This is a genomic window from Nonomuraea sp. NPDC049625 (assembly GCF_040675285.1).
Classification (GTDB): domain Bacteria; phylum Actinomycetota; class Actinomycetes; order Streptosporangiales; family Streptosporangiaceae; genus Nonomuraea; species Nonomuraea angiospora_A.
In genome coordinates this window covers 630,011-645,595 of the sequence record NZ_JBFAOQ010000007.1, presented here as the reverse complement: position 1 = coordinate 645,595, position 15,585 = coordinate 630,011, and the positions used below count along the sequence as shown (strand labels likewise).

Genomic DNA, 15,585 nt, shown 5'->3' with positions numbered 1-15,585 from the left:
ATTTCCGTCAATTAATGACGGGGATATGCATGTGTATCTCATGCACTGGCTTTTAACACACTGTTGAGTTCTCAAGAAACGGACGCGTACTTCCTCGCTCAAAACCATTCCGGTCTTTCGCTCGGAGGCGTTCATTTCGTTGTGTCTTTATTCTTTCAGCCGTTCAAGTCCCTGTCAAATTGACCCGACTTGCTCGACCTGCTGGAATTAAGACCCGCCCCGTTTCCGGGACAACCCCTCTAACTTACCAGGCCATCCGAACCGGTGCGAATCCACCGAAGGGCGACCCTCGAAGTAAGTGGGATTTGCCGGGCGTCTCCGGGAGTCTCTGTGGACTCCCTCGGCCGCCCTGCGCGAAGCAACTCTAGCAGCCCGACGCACCCACTTCGCGCCACTCAGGTAATCACGTGGTTGTTCCCTCACCACGCAACGCCCAAACCTCACCAAGGACACCCAGGTCGGCGCCCCAGCTGTCAAGCCGTCGGCAAGTCATCCGCAATCGCTGCCAGGTACGAAGTACCTACGAGCAGACTGCGCTCTCGGAGGTGCCCGCTATGACTCGCTCGGAGTTCGACGACATCCGTGCCTTCCTCGCCGACGAGGCGACCCATGCCGGAGACCTGCTGAGAATCGCAAGGACGCTGATCGACGACCTCGAACACGCCCGCATGCGCGAGGCCGTACTCCGTACCCACTACCTGCGTCTGCTCACGGCGGCGCGGGCGACGGTGGCGGCCGACATCGCGGACGCGCCCGACCCCATGGCGTTCCTCAAGCACGAGCTGTCCGAGCGCGGCCAGATGCCGGAGGACGGCGAGGCCGTGCAGCGCATCCTGGCGGACGCCCGTACGGCGGCCCTGCTGCTCGCCTGCCTGGAGGAGTCCGTCCCCCAGCGCCCGCGCGGAATGCGCCTGCGCCGGTGCGTCGGCATGAGACGGACCCTCCCGCATTAGCCGCTGACCCGATGAGCACTCGGCCCATACCCGGCCTTGGCTGACCGGCTGTAAGACTTCGCATATGTGGCAGCGCGGGTTGAACTGGGCGGCAGTCGCACTAGTCGGGATATTCGGCCTTATGTGGGTCGGCGTCGTGGTTTATGCCGATCAGAGCTCTTCCCTCTGGATGCGGGTCGTGCAGGTGGCCTTCGGGATCCTGCTCCTGGGCTGGGCCGCACAGCGAGCGGTCGTGATGCTCGTCAGGCCGTCAGCCCACTGCTACTCGGAGGAAGCCGACGGCTGGAACCGGTAGCCCATTCCCGACTCGGTCAGCAGATGCACCGGACGCGCGGGATCCCGTTCGAGCTTGCGCCGGAGCTGGGCCATGTACTGGCGCAGGTAGTGCGTCTCCTTGAGGTAGGAGTCTCCCCAGACCTCCCGCAGCAGCTGGCGCTGGCTGATCAGCTTGCCCGGGTTGCGCAGCAGGATCTCCAGGAAGTGCCACTCCGTGGGCGTCAGCCGTACCCCTCCCGAGATCGTCTTGCTGGAGAGGTCGATCACGTGATCGCCCAGCCGCACCGTGGCGGTCTCCTCCTCGTGCTGGCCCGTGCGGCGGGTCACCGCGCGGACGCGGGCGAGCAGCTCGTCGACGCTGAACGGCTTCGTCACGTAGTCGTCGGCGCCGGCGTCGAGCGCGTCCACCTTGTCGGTGCTGTCCGCGCGCCCCGAGAGGACGATGATCGGCACGGCGGTCCAGCCGCGCAGCCCCTCGATCACCTCCACGCCATCCAGATCGGGCAGCCCGAGATCGAGGATGACCAGATCGGGATGCCATTCGGCGGCCTGGCGCAGCGCCGAGCCGCCGTCGGCCGCGACGGCCACCTCGTACTGCCGGGCGGCCAGGTTGACGCGCAGCGCACGCAGGATCTGCGGCTCGTCGTCCACCACGAGCACGCGGGTCACGGATGTCTCCGCAGCGAGACGGTCATGGTCAGTCCCCCTCCGGGCGTGTCCTCCAGCACGAGCGTGCCACCCATCGCCTCGGTGAGACCGCGCGAGAGCGCCAGGCCGAGCCCCACGCCCGTGTGGCTGGCGCGGTCGCCGAGCCGCTGGAACGGCATGAACACCCTTTCATGCGCTTCCGGCGGAATGCCGGGGCCCCGGTCGATGATGCGGATCTCCACGTTGTCGCCGTGCCAACTGGCGTTGACGAGCACGGGCTCGCCGTCGGGGCTGTAGCGGACGGCGTTCGACATGACGTTGACGAGCACGCGCTCCAGCAGAGCGGGGTCGGCCATGATCTCGGGGACGATGGGCGGGAGGTCGCTGCGGATCTGGTCGCGTAGCGGGCCGAGGTCGTCGATGGCGTGCGGCAGCACGTCCTCGATCGCCACGGGCTCCAGGTTCACGCCGAGCACGCCTGCTTGGAGGCGGCTCATGTCGAGGAGGTTCGCGACGAGCCGGTCCAGCTTGATCAGCGACTCGTCGGCGGTGGCCAGCAGCTCGCCGCGGTCCTCGTCCGACCAGGTCACGTCGGTGCTGCGCAGGCTCTCGACCGCAGCCTTGGCCGAGGCGAGCGGCGTACGCAGGTCGTGGCTGACGGCGGCCAGCAGAGCGGTGCGCATCCTGTCGGCCTCGGCCAGCGGCTCGGCCTGCTCGGCCGCCTCGCGCAGCCGCTGCTCGCGCAGGGCGACCGCCGCCTCCGCCGCGAACGCCTCCAGCACCCGCCGGTCGCTCGCGTCCAGCAGGCGCCCCCGGGCGGCGAGCACGAGCCGTTCGTCGATCACGACGTCGGTGTCGGCCGTACCCGGGCTCGTGCACGGCACGCCGCCCGAGGTCGCGACGATGTGCCAGTCGTCCGTACGCTCCAGCAGGGTCACCGAGCCGAACCCGAACGTCTCCCGCGTCCTGGCCAGCAGCGACGGCAACGCCGCGTCACCCCTCAGCACGTGACCCGCCAGCGTGGACAGCACCTCGGCGTCCGCCCGCGAGCGCGCCGCTTCCCTGCTGCGCCTGGCCGCCAGGTCGACGACCGTGCTGACCATGACCGCCACCAGCACGAACGTGGTCAGCGCGAGCACGTTCTGCGGCTCGGCGATCGTCAACGTGTGCAGCGGCGGCGTGAAGAACCAGTTGAGCAGCCCGAACCCGAGCACCGCCGCCGTCAACGCCGGCCACATGCCGCCCACCAGGGCCACCCCGACGACCAGCAGCAGGAAGAGCGGGATCTCGCTGGGCAGCGACAGGCCCAGCGGCTGGAGCGCGACCGTGAGCAGTGGCGGCCCGAGCAGCGCCAGCCCCCAGCCGGACAGCCGCCGCCGGCGCGTCAGCGCGGCGCTCGACCGCGCCCGCCCCCGGCCCGTCCTGGTCGCCTCGTGCGTCACCATGTGCACGTCGATCGGCCCGGACAGCGCCGTCGTCGTCACACCCACGCCGCGCGCGACGATCTGCGCGAGCCGTCCTCTTCGCGACGCGCCCAGCACGAGCTGGGTGGCGTTCACGCCACGGGCGAACTCCAGCAGCGCATGCGGAATGTCGTCGCCGACCACCTGGTGGTAGGACCCGCCGAGGGCCTCGACGAGGGCCCGCTGGTGCACCAGGTTCGCGGGGTCGCCGCCGGAGGTCAGGCCGTCGGCGCTCGTGACGTGCACGGCCAGCAGATCGGCCCCCTTGCTCCTGGCCGCGATGCGCGCGGCCCGGCGGATGAGCGTGTCCCCTTCCGGGCCTCCGGTGAGGGCGACCACCACGCGCTCGCGGGCCTCCCAGGTGCCCGCTATGGCATGTTCGGCGCGATATTGGTCGAGTTGCTCGTCCACCTTGTCCGCCAGCCAGATCAGGGCGATCTCCCTCAAGGCGGTCAGGTTGCCGACGCGGAAGTAGTTGGCCAGCGCGGCGTCGACGCGATCGGGCGGGTAGACGTTCCCGTGTGCCATCCGCCGGCGCAGCGCCTCGGGCGCCATGTCGACGAGCTCGATCTGGTCGGCCCGCCGCACCACCTCGTCGGGTACGGTCTCCCGCTGCGACACTCCGGTGATCTGCTCGACCACGTCGTTCAGGGATTCGAGGTGCTGGATGTTGAGGGTGGAGACGACGTCGATGCCGGCGTCGAGCACTTCGTCGATGTCCTGCCAGCGCTTGACGTTGCGGGAGCCGGGAACGTTCGTGTGGGCGAGCTCGTCGATCAGCGCCACGGTGGGTGCGCGGGCGATGACGGCATCGACGTCCAGTTCGGTGAACGTCGCGCCGCGGTAGGTCATCGTCCGCCTCGGCAGGACCTCGAGTCCGTCGAGCAGGCCGGCCGTCCTGGCGCGGCCGTGGGTCTCGACGAAGCCCACGACCACGTCCTTGCCACGTTCGCGGGCGCGGTGCGCCTCGCTCAGCATGTCGTACGTCTTGCCCACGCCGGGCGCCGCACCCAGATGAACGCGCAGCCTCCCGCGGGACGTGCTCCCCATTCCTCCAGGTTACGGCTGGTACGGCGGCGCGACCCCCCAACCCCAGTGGGGCACGGGAGCTTCAAGCGGAGGCGTGGCGTCCGGCTGGGAGTTGTGCCTGGCCAGCCTGGTGCCCCATTCGACGTAGCCGGCGAACGCCGCCCTGAACTCGGGGTCATCAGGCAGTCCCACTTCGTCGGCCGCGTCCATGAGGAGATTCACCCACCTGCGGCGCTGGGGCTCGGTGATGGCCTTGCCGAGGTGGTGGCGGAGCATGTTCGGGTAGCCGCCGCGTTCCTTGGTGTACCGGTCGGGGCCGCCGAAGACCTCGCTGAGCCACATCGCCACATATTTGGGGTGATGGGGGTCCATGTGCGCGAACAGCGGGCCGATCAGGTCGTCCTTGACGACCGTGCGGTAGAACGCTTCGGTCAGCCGCTCGAACGCCTCAGTGCCGCCTGCCCAGTCGTACAGCGTGGGTTCACTCATGTAATGATGTAATCATTTGCGAGACAATGGCGGCAAGCTCGGAAAACGACAGAGTCCCTGGTCTCCGGATCTCTCCGGTGACCAGGGACTCTGGCTTTGTAGCGGGGACAGGATTTGAACCTGCGACCTCTGGGTTATGAGCCCAGCGAGCTACCGAACTGCTCCACCCCGCGTCGGTGTCTCTGGATATAACTATACAGGGCCCGCGACGGTGCTTTGACCAACGCCGACTCCGAACCACCCGCCGTCCCCTTGAGGGAGAGCCGCGGACGGCCCACGCGCGACCGTCCCCGGGTGGCGCCACTGATGGAGCGGCGGTGTCTCGGGCGGCGGCAGGGCGGGGAACGCATCGCCGGACCCCCGTGGGACCAAATAGCAAAAGCCCGGACTCCGATTAAGGAGTCCGGGCTTCTGGACTGGTAGCGGGGGCAGGATTTGAACCTGCGACCTCTGGGTTATGAGCCCAGCGAGCTACCGAACTGCTCCACCCCGCGTCGCGTTGTTGCTTTTAAAGACTAGTGGGCGACGAGGGGTGGACGCAAACCGATTGGGCTAGGACGTGCCCGCCGCCTGCGATCCCGTAGGCGATGGCGAGACGGAAGGCGTGCCCGACGGCGCGACCGACGGGGTCGCCGACGGACTGGCGGATGGAGTGGCCGACGGGGTCGCCGAGGGCTTGGGCTGCTGGGCGTTGGCCCCTTCCAGCGCCTTCAGCGCCTCCTCCAGCCTCTTCTGCGCCTCGCCGTAGGCGTCCCAGTTGGGCGGACTGGACTGCAGGGCCTTCTGCGCGTCCTCGTACGCCTTCTTGGCGTTGGCGATCGCCGAGTTGATCGCCGTGTTGGCCTGGTTGGGGACGTTCTGCTCGGTGGGGGTGTTCGGCTGCTGTTGCTGGCCGCCGAAGACCTCCGCGAGCGCCTTCTCCAGGTCAGGCCCGACGCCGATCTTGTTGCCGTACGACACCAGGACCCGCTGCAGGATCGGGTACGGCTCCTGGCCACCGCCCGCGGCCACCTGGACGTACACCGGCTCGACGTAGAGCAGGCCGCCCGCGTACGGCAGCGTCAGCAGGTTGCCGTACCGGAGCGACGAGCTACCCACGCCCATCACGTTGAGCTGACCGGCTAGGCGGCTCTGGAAGGCGTTCTGCACCTGTCCGGGGCCCGGGATGGGAGTGTTGGACGGCATGCGCAGGATGCGCAGCCGGCCGTAGCCCGAGCCGGCCGACGAGTCGACCGCCATGAACGCCGACAGGTTGGCGCTCCCCTGCCGCGGCACGAACGTCGTGGTGAGCGAGAACGTCGGCGTGCCGCCCGGCATCGTGGTGGTCAGGTAGTAGGGCGGCTGCTTGATGTTCTTGTCGTTCTGCGTGGGGTCGCCCGGGACGTTCCAGAAGTCCTGGCCGTTGTAGAAGGCGGCCGGGTTGGTGATGTGGTAGCGCGACAGCGTGTAGCGCTGCACCTTGAACAGGTCTTCGGGGTAGCGGACGTGGTTGCGCAGGTCGGCGCTCATCTCCGAGGCCGGGCGGATGACCCCCGGGAACGCCTTGCTCCAGGTCTTGAGCAGCGGGTCGTTGGTGTCCCAGCCGTAGAGCGTGACCGTGCCGTCGTAGGCGTCGACCGTGGCCTTGACGGAGTTGCGGATGTAGTTGACCTTGTCGCTCGGCTGCTGGGCGATCACGCGGCGGTCGGTGGACGCGTCGCGCGTCATGTCGCCGAGGCTCTCGCTCTGCGAGTACGGGTAGTCGTTGGACGTGGTGTAGCCGTCGAGGATCCAGGTGATGCGCCCGTCGACGATCGCCGGGTAGGGGTTGCCGTCGAGCGTGAGGAAGGGCGCGACCTTCTGGACCCTGTCGCGCGGGTTGCGCACGTACAGAATCTGGGAGTTGTCGTTGACGTCGCCCGACAGCAGGATGTTCGCCTCGCCGTACTTGGCGGCGTAGACGAGCCTGTTGAGGAACGAGCCGACGCGGACGCCGCCCTTGCCGTCGTAGATGTTGTCGGCCTGGCCCGTGCCGCCCGTCTGCGGGTAGTCGAGCTCCTTCGTCTTCGGGTTGCCGCCCGCGATGATGTACTCCTCGGCGGCCGGCTCCTCGCCGAAGTAGATGCGCGGCTGGCGCAGCCCGGTGGTGGTCGCCAGGGGGCCGGTGACCGGCATGTCCTTGGCGTCGTAGTTGGGCAGGCCACCGCCGTCGACCTGGTTGCCCGGCGCGGCGACGAAGCCGTAGCCGTGCGTGTAGACCAGGGCCCGGTTGATCCAGTTGTTCTGGCCCTCGGGCGGACCGGTCATCTCGCGCACGCCGACGACATGGTCGACCAGCTTGCCGGTGCTGTCGGGATAGCGGTCGACGTCGAGCGTGTCGCCGAAGTTGTAGAAACCGCGGATGCGCTGCGTCTGCTCGTACGTCGAGGACAGCAGCGCCGGATCGAGCAGCCGGACGCCGGAGACGGAGGCGTCGCCCTCCTTCTGGACCTTGGACGGGTCGGACTCGGCGTTGTAGTTTTCGACCTCGGTCTTGTCGATGTTGTACGCCTCGCGCGTGGCGTTGATGTTGCGCTGGATGTAGGCCGCTTCCTTGCCCTGCTGGTTGGGCTTGACCTGGAACTGCTCGACCAGCGCCGGGTAGACGCCGCCGATCAGGATGGCCGAGAGCACGAGCAGGCCGGCCGAGACGCCGGGGAGCATGCCGCCGGGCCGGAAGACGCCGGCGAAGAACAGGACGGCGCAGATCAGCGCGATGATCGCGAGGATGGTCTTGGCCGGCAGGACGGCGTTGACGTCGGTGTAGGAGGCGCCGTGGACGAAGCCGCGGTCGGAGAAGACCAGGCCGTAGGTGTCAACCCAGTAGGCGACGGCCTTCAGGAGGACGAAGACGCCGAGCAGCACCGACAGGTGGACTCGGGCCGCCCTGGAGGCGTGCACCCCCGGGGACTGCAGCCGGAACCCGCCGTACAGGTAGTGCGTGATCGCCGCCAGCACGATCGAGATGATCACGGCGGTGAACAGGAAGTTCAGCACCATCCGGATGAACGGATAGTCGAACACGTAGAACGAGATGTCCAGCCCGAACAGCGTGTCCTGCTTGCCGAACGACTCGCCGTTGACGAACTTCAGCCACGTCTCCCACTGTCCGGCGAAGGAGGAGCCGGAGAAGAGGGCGAGCAGGCCCATGCCGACGATGAAGATCAGCTTGCGGTGGGGGTCGAGCGCCATGCGGTAGCGGTCGGCGCCGCTGCCCCCGCCGAACATCGCCGGCCCGAACATCGGCCGCGTCCGGAAGGCCAGCAGCATGTTGCCGCCCGCGATGCCGACCATCAGCAGCGCGCCGACCAGGAACAGCACGATCTCGGTCAGCAGGACGCCGGTGAAGATCGACGTGTACCTGGCCGCGTCAAACCATAGATAGTCGGTATAAATACCGGAAAATAGGAAAAATAGCGCCACGATCGCCACCAGAGCGATCGCCACAGGCAGAAGCAGTCTCGGACGGCGGGGCAAGCGCATCGCCCTACCGGCTCCTGGGGTCCGGAAGCTCAAGGCCAACCCCTCGTCGTGATGAAGAAACGGTCCGTGTCTGGCAACTTACACCGCAGTGCCAGCCCTACGGCTAACGCACGGCGAGCTCCAGAAGTTTCATCCGGCCTCGCACGCGGGCACGTTTCCCTTGCCCGTGCGCAGCGCGTCGAGCGCGAGCACCGCGTCATGCAGCGTGTCGGCCCTGACCAGCCGGAGCCCGTCGGGCACGGCTTGCATGGCCTCGGCGCAGTTGTCGGCGGGCGTCAGGAAGACCGTCGCGCCGGAGTCTTTCGCGCCCACCATCTTCTGGGCGATGCCGCCGATCGCGCCGACTTCTCCCGACGGCTGGATCGTGCCGGTGCCGGCGATCCGCTTGCCGCCGGTGATCTCACCGGGCGTCAGCTTGTCGACTATGCCGAGCGAGAACATCAGCCCCGCGCTCGGCCCGCCGACGTCGCCGACGTTGATGTCGACGTCGAACGGGAACTTGTACTTGGCCTGCATGACCACACCCACGAGGGTCTGCCCCTTGGGCCCGGCCACGGTGGGCACGGTGACGTCGAGCTTCTGGCCTCCCCTGGTGACGGAGAAGGCCACGTTGTCGCCCGGCTTGTGCGCCTTGACCGCGTCACCCACGACGTCGACGTCCTTCGCGGGCTTGCCGTCCACGGAGTTGATCTCGTCGCCCTTCAGCAGCTTGCCGTCGGCGGGCCGGCCCTTTTCCGTGGAGACCACGGTCACGACCATGTTGAAGGGGATCTTGAGCTCGCTGAGGGCGGCGGCCCTGGCGGAGTCCTGGGAGTTGGTCATCTCGACCGTGTTCTCCTCCTCGACCTCCTTGGGGTCGCGGTTGGGAGCGAAGATGGTCTCCTGCGGGACCACCGCCACGGTCGGGTCGATCCAGCCGCGCAACGCCGTCAGCAGGTCGATCTGGGCGGCCGGGCCACCTTGGTAGGCCACCGTGACCAGGCTCAGCGCGCCGCTGGTCGGGTAGGTCTCCCGCCCCTTGATCGAGATCACGGGCTTCTTGTCGACCTCGCCGATCGTGTTCTCGGTCGGGCCGGGGCTCAGCACGACGTACGGGACCGGACTGAACGCGCCCACCACGCCGAGCGCGAGCACAAGGAATCCCGCGAGCAGAAGGGTCAGGGCGCGTCGTGACATGTCGATGAGCTTATTCGCCGGCGCCGACCCATTCGGTCTCACCGTCGGCGAACACCTGGTGTTTCCAGATGGGGACGTTTGCCTTCAGGTCGTCGATCAGCCGTCTCGAAGCCTTGAACGCCTCGTCCCTGTGGGGTGCGGCCACCGCGACGATGACGGCCGCCTCACCCAGCTCCAGATCGCCCACGCGGTGGACGGCGGCCAGCGCCGTCACGGGGAAGTCGGCGGCCACCTTCTCGGCGACCTGCCGCAGCTCGGCCTCCGCCGAGGGGTGGGCCGAGTAGGAGAGCCCGGTCACCGGTTTTCCGTGGTCCTGCTCGCGCACGGTGCCCACGAAGAGGGCGGTGCCGCCGGCGGCGTGGTCGCCCACGGCGGCCAGCACCTCGTCGACGGAGAGCGCGGTATCACGAATGCCGAGCAACCGGATGACGTCCACGCAAAGAGCCTACCAACAAGAAATCCGCCCGCTGGACTCCCGAAACGCCGTCGTACCTGGTCAAAGCCGGGTTGACGGCGGATTTCTCAGGCGCGCCGCTTCTTGCGCACCTGGCGGACGATCGCGGCGGTGCCGATGACGGCCACGGTGGCGCCGGCCGCGGTGAGCGTGGCCTCCTTGACGGGCAGGCGCCGGCCGACCACGGTCGTCCTGTTCTCGCGCAGCTCCAGGAGCTCCTCGAACGCGGCCTCGTTCGTCCACGAGGGCTTCCAGCCCGCCTCGCGCAGCGCCGTGCAGTCGACGACCCACGGGTAGACGACGTAGTGCAGGTCGGTCGCCGGGGCCGGGGTGATGCCGAGCCGGTGGAGGCGCTGGGCCGTGCTGAACGTCAGCCCCGCGGGCAGCTCGAACCGGCGGATGCTCGACAGCTCCTCGACCTGCTCCTGCTCCATCCATCCGTCGGAGCCGACGGCGACCACACCCGTGACGACACCGCGGGCGGCCAGGTCAAGTGCCGAGACCAGGTCGTCGATGTGGCAGAACTGCCAGCGCGGGTTGCAGCCCTTGACCGTCAGGAGCCTGGGCGACTCGAAGTGACGGGTGATGACGGTGTCCACTCCCGGGCCGACGACCGCGGCCGGGCGCAGCACGGTGACCTCCAGGCCGGGGTGGCTGCGCAGCGACCGGCGTACCAGGGACTCGATCTCCAGGTAGTCGCCCACGACGCCGGTGTCGGGCTCGGCCGCCACGGGGGCGTCTTCAGGCAGGGGCACCTCGTTGTCGGGCGCGGCGCCGTACACCATCGCGCTCGTGACCAGCACCACACGCCGGACGCGCGCCGCCGCGCAGGCGGTCAGCACCGTCTGGGCGGCCCGCAGGTTGTACGCGCGCCGCTCGGACGGGTCGGAGTCGACGGCGTAGTCACCGGCCAGATGGACCAGGACGTCGATGTCGGAGATCCGGTTCGCCAAGAGCGGATCCCGTACGTCGATCACTCTCCACGTGGCTTCCCCGACATCACCGCGCTCCTCGTCAATGGCCACCACCCTGCGGAAATCCGCGGAGGATACGAGCCTCGCGAGCAGCTCTCGGCCTATGCCGGAGGCCGCTCCGGTGACGGCTACTACGGGTTGGCTCGGGCGTTTCGAGGTAGGCACCAGGTCCTCACTTTGCACTGATCCGCCGTAGGACGACTAACGTGGCGGATGTGGACTCCTCCATCCTGCACGAGGTAGAGCGGTGACTGACCTGCCAGGTCGCGAAAACGACCCTAACGAGAACCCGTTCGCCATGTTCGGCAACCCTGAGCAGATGGCTCAGGCGATGCGCCAGTTCGCCGACATGCTGTCGGCGCCTCAGGGTTCAGGCCCTGTCAACTGGGACATGGCGAAGAACATCGCCCGGCACGCCGTGGTCGCCCAAGGCGATCCGAGCGTCATGGAAGGCGAGCGCCGTCAGATCGTCGACGCGCTGAGCCTGGCCGACCTGTGGCTGAACGAGGCGACGACACTGCCGAGCGGCGTGTCCAACCCGCAGGCCTGGAGCCGGTCCGAGTGGATCGAGAACACCATCCCGGTCTGGCGCAAGCTCTGCGAGCCGATCGCGGAGCGCATGGTCGAGACCATGGGCGGCGCGCTCGGCGGATCCGGGCTGCCTCCCGAGGCCCAGCAGATGGCCGGCCCGCTGCTCGGCATGCTCAAGCAGATGGGCGGCATGATGGTCGGCCAGCAGATCGGGCAGGCGATCAGTTCGCTGGCCCGCGAGGTGGTCGGCACCACCGACATCGGCCTGCCGCTGTCCGACACGGCCGCGCTGCTGCCCGGGGGCATCTCCTCGTTCAGCGAGGGGCTGGAGATCCCGGCCGACGAGATCCGGCTCTACCTGGCGCTGCGCGAGGCCGCGCACCACCGGCTGTTCCAGCACGTTCCGTGGCTGCGCTCCCACCTGCTGGGCGCGGTCGAGGAATACGCCAAGGGCATCACGGTCGACACCTCGGCGCTCGAGGAGCAGATCCGCGGTCTCGACATCAACAATCCCCAGGCGATCCAGGAGGCGCTGAGCGGGGGCAACCTGCTCAAGCCCGAGGAGACCGAGCGGCAGAAGGCCGCTCTGGCGCGGCTGGAGACGATGCTCGCCCTGGTCGAGGGGTGGGTGGCCACCGTGGTCGACCAGGCCGCCGAGGGCAAGCTGCCCTCCGCCGTGGCGCTGGCGGAGACCGTACGCCGGCGGCGCGCGACCGGTGGGCCCGCGGAGCTGACGTTCGGCACGCTGGTGGGGCTGGAGCTGCGGCCCCGGCGGCTGCGTGAGGCGGCGGCGCTGTGGCGCGCGCTGGAGAGCGAGCGCGGGCTCGAGGGGCGCGACGCGCTGTGGGGCCACCCCGATCTCATGCCGACGGCCGACGACCTCGACGATCCCGACGCGTTCGTACGCGGTGAGGCGGCCTGGGACATCTCCCAGCTGGAGGCGAAGCCGGACGACGAAGGTGACAAGGGCGACAAGGGCGACGAGAGTTGAGCCTGCACGGCGACGCGGTGGCGGTGCTGTCCGCGTGGAGCGCGCCCACGCCCGAGGAAGAGGCGTTGCGCCTGGAGTTCCTGGAGCATTTGCGTGCGCATGACGATGCGATGCTGCGGGAATGCGTACCGGGGCATCTGACGGCGACGACGGCGGTGCTGTCGCACGACGGCACGCAGGTGCTGCTCACGCTGCATCCGAAGGCCAAGAAGTGGCTGCCCATGGGTGGCCACTGCGAGATTTCCGACATGTCGCTCGTGGATGTTGCTCTGCGGGAAGCATGGGAGGAGTCGGGAATTTCCGGGCTTGAGTTGCTGCCCGGGCCGCTCGCGGTCGACAGGCACGAGGTGTGGTGCCATCCCCCGTACAGCTGGCATCTCGACGTCGAGTACGCGGCCGTGGCCCCGCCCGGCGCCGAGGCCGTGATCAGCGACGAGTCGCTCGACCTGCGCTGGTTCCCCGTGGACGCGATCCCCGAGCTGTCCGACGAGGCGACGCGGCGGCTGGCCGCACGTGGACAGGCGGCTCTTAGCTCGGGCTCGCGCACGTTTGGCTAGAGTCTTTTGCGTCGTTCCAAATAGGGGGCTGCGTGGAGACTTCTGCCGTCGGCGGCACGATCGTGACACCCCGGCGCAAGCGCCGGAAGTTTCCCGCGACTACTTTGACCTGGCTGGCCGTGACCCCGTTCGCGGCGTGGGCCGTGGTGCGGGTGGCCGGTCTCGAGCGGGGGTCGCTGCCCACGCAGATCATGACCGCCACCCCGTACGCCGCGGCCGGCTCGCTGGTCCCGCTCCTGATCGCCGCGGTCGGGCGTAAGCGGGCGGCGACCGCCGTCGCGCTGCTGGCCACGACCGCGCTCGGCTTCAGCGTGCTGCCCAGGGCTCTGGGCAGGGCGGAGGCCACCACGGGCAGGCCGCTGAAGGTCATGACGATCAACATGCTGTTCGGCCGGGCCGACACGGCGACGATCATGAAGCTGGTACACGAGTTCCGGCCCGACGTGCTGAGCACGCAGGAGCTCACCCCCGGGGCGGTCACCGACCTCGACGAGGCCGGGCTCAAGGAGCTGATGCCGTACCGCGTGCTGCAGGACGAGTGGAGCGCCGGCGGGAGCGGGCTCTACTCCAGGCATCCGGTGGAGCCGCTGTGGAACCTGATGCCGCCGGTCGGGCACCAGATGCCCGCCGCGCTGATCTCGCTGCCGGGCGGGAAGCCGATCGAGTTCATCGATGCGCATCCGTTCCCGCCGCTCGGACCCCAGGTCATCGAGTGGAACGAGGCCATGGCGGCCTTTCCCTCCACTTCCCCCGACCGGATCCGGATCATCGCGGGTGACTTCAACGCCTCCCTCGACCACGCCGCCCTGCGCGGGCTGCTGGCTCGCGGCTACAAGGACGCGGCCGACACCGTGGGGGCCGGGCTGATACCGACGTGGCCGGCGAACAAGCGGGTGCCGCCGATCATCACGATCGACCACGTACTGGTGGACGAACGGGTGGGGGTGAAGGAGGTCAGCGTGCGCGACGTGCCGAAGACCGACCACCGGGCGGTGCTGGCCGAGCTCACCGTGCCCTGATCAGCGCCCTGGTGCTTTCCCAGCCTTCCAGGCCGGGGTCGAGGCGTTCGACGTCTTCGGGGGTGCGCAGGCGGTGCCAGCCCGGGGTGGTGGCGACCTTGCGGTGGCCCGGAGCCTGGGCGCGCAGGGTGGCCACGATCCGCTCGTCGTCGAGGTCGGGGTCCGCCCAGGTGGGCGGGGGGAGCGCGCAGGCCATGGCCACGGCGCCGCCGTTCTCCGCCGGGCAGATGGTGATCTCGGCCCTGCCGAGCTCCCTGAACAGCTTGCCGACGAGGAGGGGCGGCAGGTCGGGCGCGTCCGCGCTGATCACAGCGACTTGGTCGGCCTTGAGGCGCTGAAGGATGATTTTTAGCGGTTCGTCGTCTTTTATCGTGATTACTTCGGTGCCCGGCCAGACGATCTCCTCCAGCTCGGGAACGCTGGTGATCAGGACCGGGGTGACGAGCTCCAGCCCCGCGACCATCTCGTAGGTGTCCTCCGCGACCGCTTCGAGGAAGCGTGCGGGATCCACGCCCGGGGGCGCCGCCTGTGCCATGCGCTGTCGTACCAGGACCGCGGCGATGCGCGTCAACACTCCTCCGGTGCCGTCTGGGCCGCGGCCGAGAATCCCTCCAGAAACCCGCGCGCGCGTTCTGCCTTGGGATACTGTTCTACCAGCGCCCAGAACTTGGCACCGTGGCTGGGCACCAGCAGATGCACCAACTCGTGGATGATCACGTAGTTGATGACCCATTCGGGCAGGCCCTTGAGCCTGGTCGAGATCCTGATCGTGCCGTTCTCGGGGGTGCACGAGCCCCATCGGTGCTGCTGGTTGTCGACCCAGCGCACGCTCGCCGGCTCCGCCATGCCGTCGAGGAATTTCGCTGACAGTTCTCTGGCTCGTTCGAGCAGCGCCTCGTCGGTGGGCCTTCGTCGGCGTTCCTTCGCAGCCAGCCGATCCAGCATCCGGCTCACCCATTCATCTGCGTCTTCGCCACTCAGCCAGGCGGGCAGGAGCACGATCGTCTTGTCGCCGTCGCGGTAGGCGGAGACCGTACGCCGGCGACGAGAACTGCGACGAACCTCGACTGTCTCGGGGGGCACATATGCACGGTAGCCGACCCTGGCGAAATTCCACAGAGGGTGGACGTTGTTTCTGCTGGTCAGATGATTAAGAGCCGGTGAATTTGGGCATGCGGCGTTTCCCGATGAGCGTCGAGCGCCTGATCATGCGGGCGGAGGCCGTGGTCACGGGCCAGACGGAAGATTCCCACCTCAGCACGGCTTCCAAGCCTCGGCGGTCTTGGTTCTGGGGTAGTTTGCGGGGTCTTGTGGTGATGGGAGCGTTCTAAATGATCTTCATTCCGGCCCCTCGAGCTTCCGACATTCGGTCATTTTTCGGGAAAGCTTGATTTACCAGACCTTTATCTAACGATCCCCCTCAGCCGCCCTCCTTGGCCGCGTCACGCCCCTGCGTTTGAACCCCGAGGCCACCCTTTCGTGCCCCAAGGCCCCCTCCCACACCTCAGCCACCCGCACCACACC

The 15,585-nt window shown here is 68.4% G+C and carries 13 protein-coding genes and 2 tRNA genes; 4 read left to right on the top strand and 11 right to left on the bottom strand.

Annotated features, from left to right (window positions below):
- The first annotated feature begins 554 nt into the window (after nt 1-554).
- On the top strand, nt 555-953 hold the full coding sequence (locus AB0J87_RS32060; RefSeq protein ID WP_363971073.1) for a hypothetical protein: 399 nt from the start codon (nt 555-557) through the stop codon (nt 951-953).
- A gap of 261 nt (nt 954-1,214) precedes the next feature.
- On the opposite strand, the gene AB0J87_RS32055 is transcribed toward AB0J87_RS32060, so the two are convergent.
- The 9 genes from AB0J87_RS32055 to AB0J87_RS32015 form a co-directional block, all read right to left on the bottom strand.
- Nucleotides 1,215-1,898 carry a response regulator gene (locus AB0J87_RS32055; protein ID WP_355197088.1) on the bottom strand — a complete coding sequence of 228 codons (684 nt, stop codon included), beginning with the start codon at nt 1,896-1,898 and terminating at the stop codon, nt 1,215-1,217.
- Nucleotides 1,895-4,390, bottom strand: coding sequence for a DUF4118 domain-containing protein (locus AB0J87_RS32050; RefSeq protein WP_363971071.1), 2,496 nt, complete (start codon nt 4,388-4,390; stop codon nt 1,895-1,897). Before AB0J87_RS32050 ends, AB0J87_RS32055 begins: the two co-directional genes overlap by 4 nt.
- Before the next feature lie 9 nt (nt 4,391-4,399).
- Nucleotides 4,400-4,858: a group II truncated hemoglobin gene (locus AB0J87_RS32045; RefSeq protein ID WP_363971069.1), complete on the bottom strand. Its 459-nt coding sequence runs from the start codon at nt 4,856-4,858 to the stop codon at nt 4,400-4,402.
- A gap of 99 nt (nt 4,859-4,957) precedes the next feature.
- Nucleotides 4,958-5,031, bottom strand: a tRNA-Met gene (locus AB0J87_RS32040).
- Nucleotides 5,032-5,275: 244 nt separating this feature from the next.
- A tRNA-Met gene (locus tag AB0J87_RS32035) sits at nt 5,276-5,352 on the bottom strand.
- 58 nt (nt 5,353-5,410) lie between these two features.
- Nucleotides 5,411-8,359 carry a UPF0182 family protein gene (locus tag AB0J87_RS32030; protein WP_363971067.1) on the bottom strand — a complete coding sequence of 983 codons (2,949 nt, stop codon included), beginning with the start codon at nt 8,357-8,359 and terminating at the stop codon, nt 5,411-5,413.
- A 129-nt stretch (nt 8,360-8,488) separates the two neighbouring features.
- The gene (locus tag AB0J87_RS32025) at nt 8,489-9,535 is read right to left on the bottom strand and encodes a PDZ domain-containing protein (RefSeq protein ID WP_363971065.1); all 1,047 of its coding nucleotides are present in this window, start codon (nt 9,533-9,535) and stop codon (nt 8,489-8,491) included.
- A gap of 10 nt (nt 9,536-9,545) precedes the next feature.
- Nucleotides 9,546-9,971, bottom strand: a complete 426-nt coding sequence (locus AB0J87_RS32020; protein ID WP_350725367.1) for a molybdenum cofactor biosynthesis protein MoaE — start codon at nt 9,969-9,971, stop codon at nt 9,546-9,548.
- Nucleotides 9,972-10,057: 86 nt separating this feature from the next.
- Nucleotides 10,058-11,131, bottom strand: a complete 1,074-nt coding sequence (locus tag AB0J87_RS32015; RefSeq protein WP_363971101.1) for an NAD-dependent epimerase/dehydratase family protein — start codon at nt 11,129-11,131, stop codon at nt 10,058-10,060.
- 130 nt (nt 11,132-11,261) lie between these two features.
- Here AB0J87_RS32015 and AB0J87_RS32010 point away from each other — a divergent pair, with 130 nt between their 5' ends.
- Genes AB0J87_RS32010 through AB0J87_RS32000 form a run of 3 tightly spaced genes read left to right on the top strand, consistent with a single transcriptional unit; the run spans nt 11,262 to nt 14,061 of the window.
- Nucleotides 11,262-12,485, top strand: coding sequence for a zinc-dependent metalloprotease (locus tag AB0J87_RS32010; protein ID WP_363971099.1), 1,224 nt, complete (start codon nt 11,262-11,264; stop codon nt 12,483-12,485).
- Nucleotides 12,482-13,042: an NUDIX domain-containing protein gene (locus tag AB0J87_RS32005; protein WP_363971062.1), complete on the top strand. Its 561-nt coding sequence runs from the start codon at nt 12,482-12,484 to the stop codon at nt 13,040-13,042. The genes AB0J87_RS32010 and AB0J87_RS32005 overlap by 4 nt, the downstream gene beginning before the upstream one ends.
- Before the next feature lie 32 nt (nt 13,043-13,074).
- Nucleotides 13,075-14,061, top strand: a complete 987-nt coding sequence (locus tag AB0J87_RS32000; protein WP_363971060.1) for an endonuclease/exonuclease/phosphatase family protein — start codon at nt 13,075-13,077, stop codon at nt 14,059-14,061.
- Here AB0J87_RS32000 and AB0J87_RS31995 read toward each other — a convergent pair.
- Both AB0J87_RS31995 and AB0J87_RS31990 read right to left on the bottom strand, forming a co-directional pair.
- Nucleotides 14,048-14,632 (bottom strand): hypothetical protein, encoded by a 585-nt coding sequence (locus AB0J87_RS31995; protein WP_363971059.1) that lies wholly within the window; start codon nt 14,630-14,632, stop codon nt 14,048-14,050. The two genes, AB0J87_RS32000 and AB0J87_RS31995, sit on opposite strands and share 14 nt — an antisense overlap.
- On the bottom strand, nt 14,629-15,144 hold the full coding sequence (locus AB0J87_RS31990) for a M48 family metallopeptidase (protein ID WP_363971057.1): 516 nt from the start codon (nt 15,142-15,144) through the stop codon (nt 14,629-14,631). Before AB0J87_RS31990 ends, AB0J87_RS31995 begins: the two co-directional genes overlap by 4 nt.
- Between the last annotated feature and the right edge of the window lie 441 nt (nt 15,145-15,585).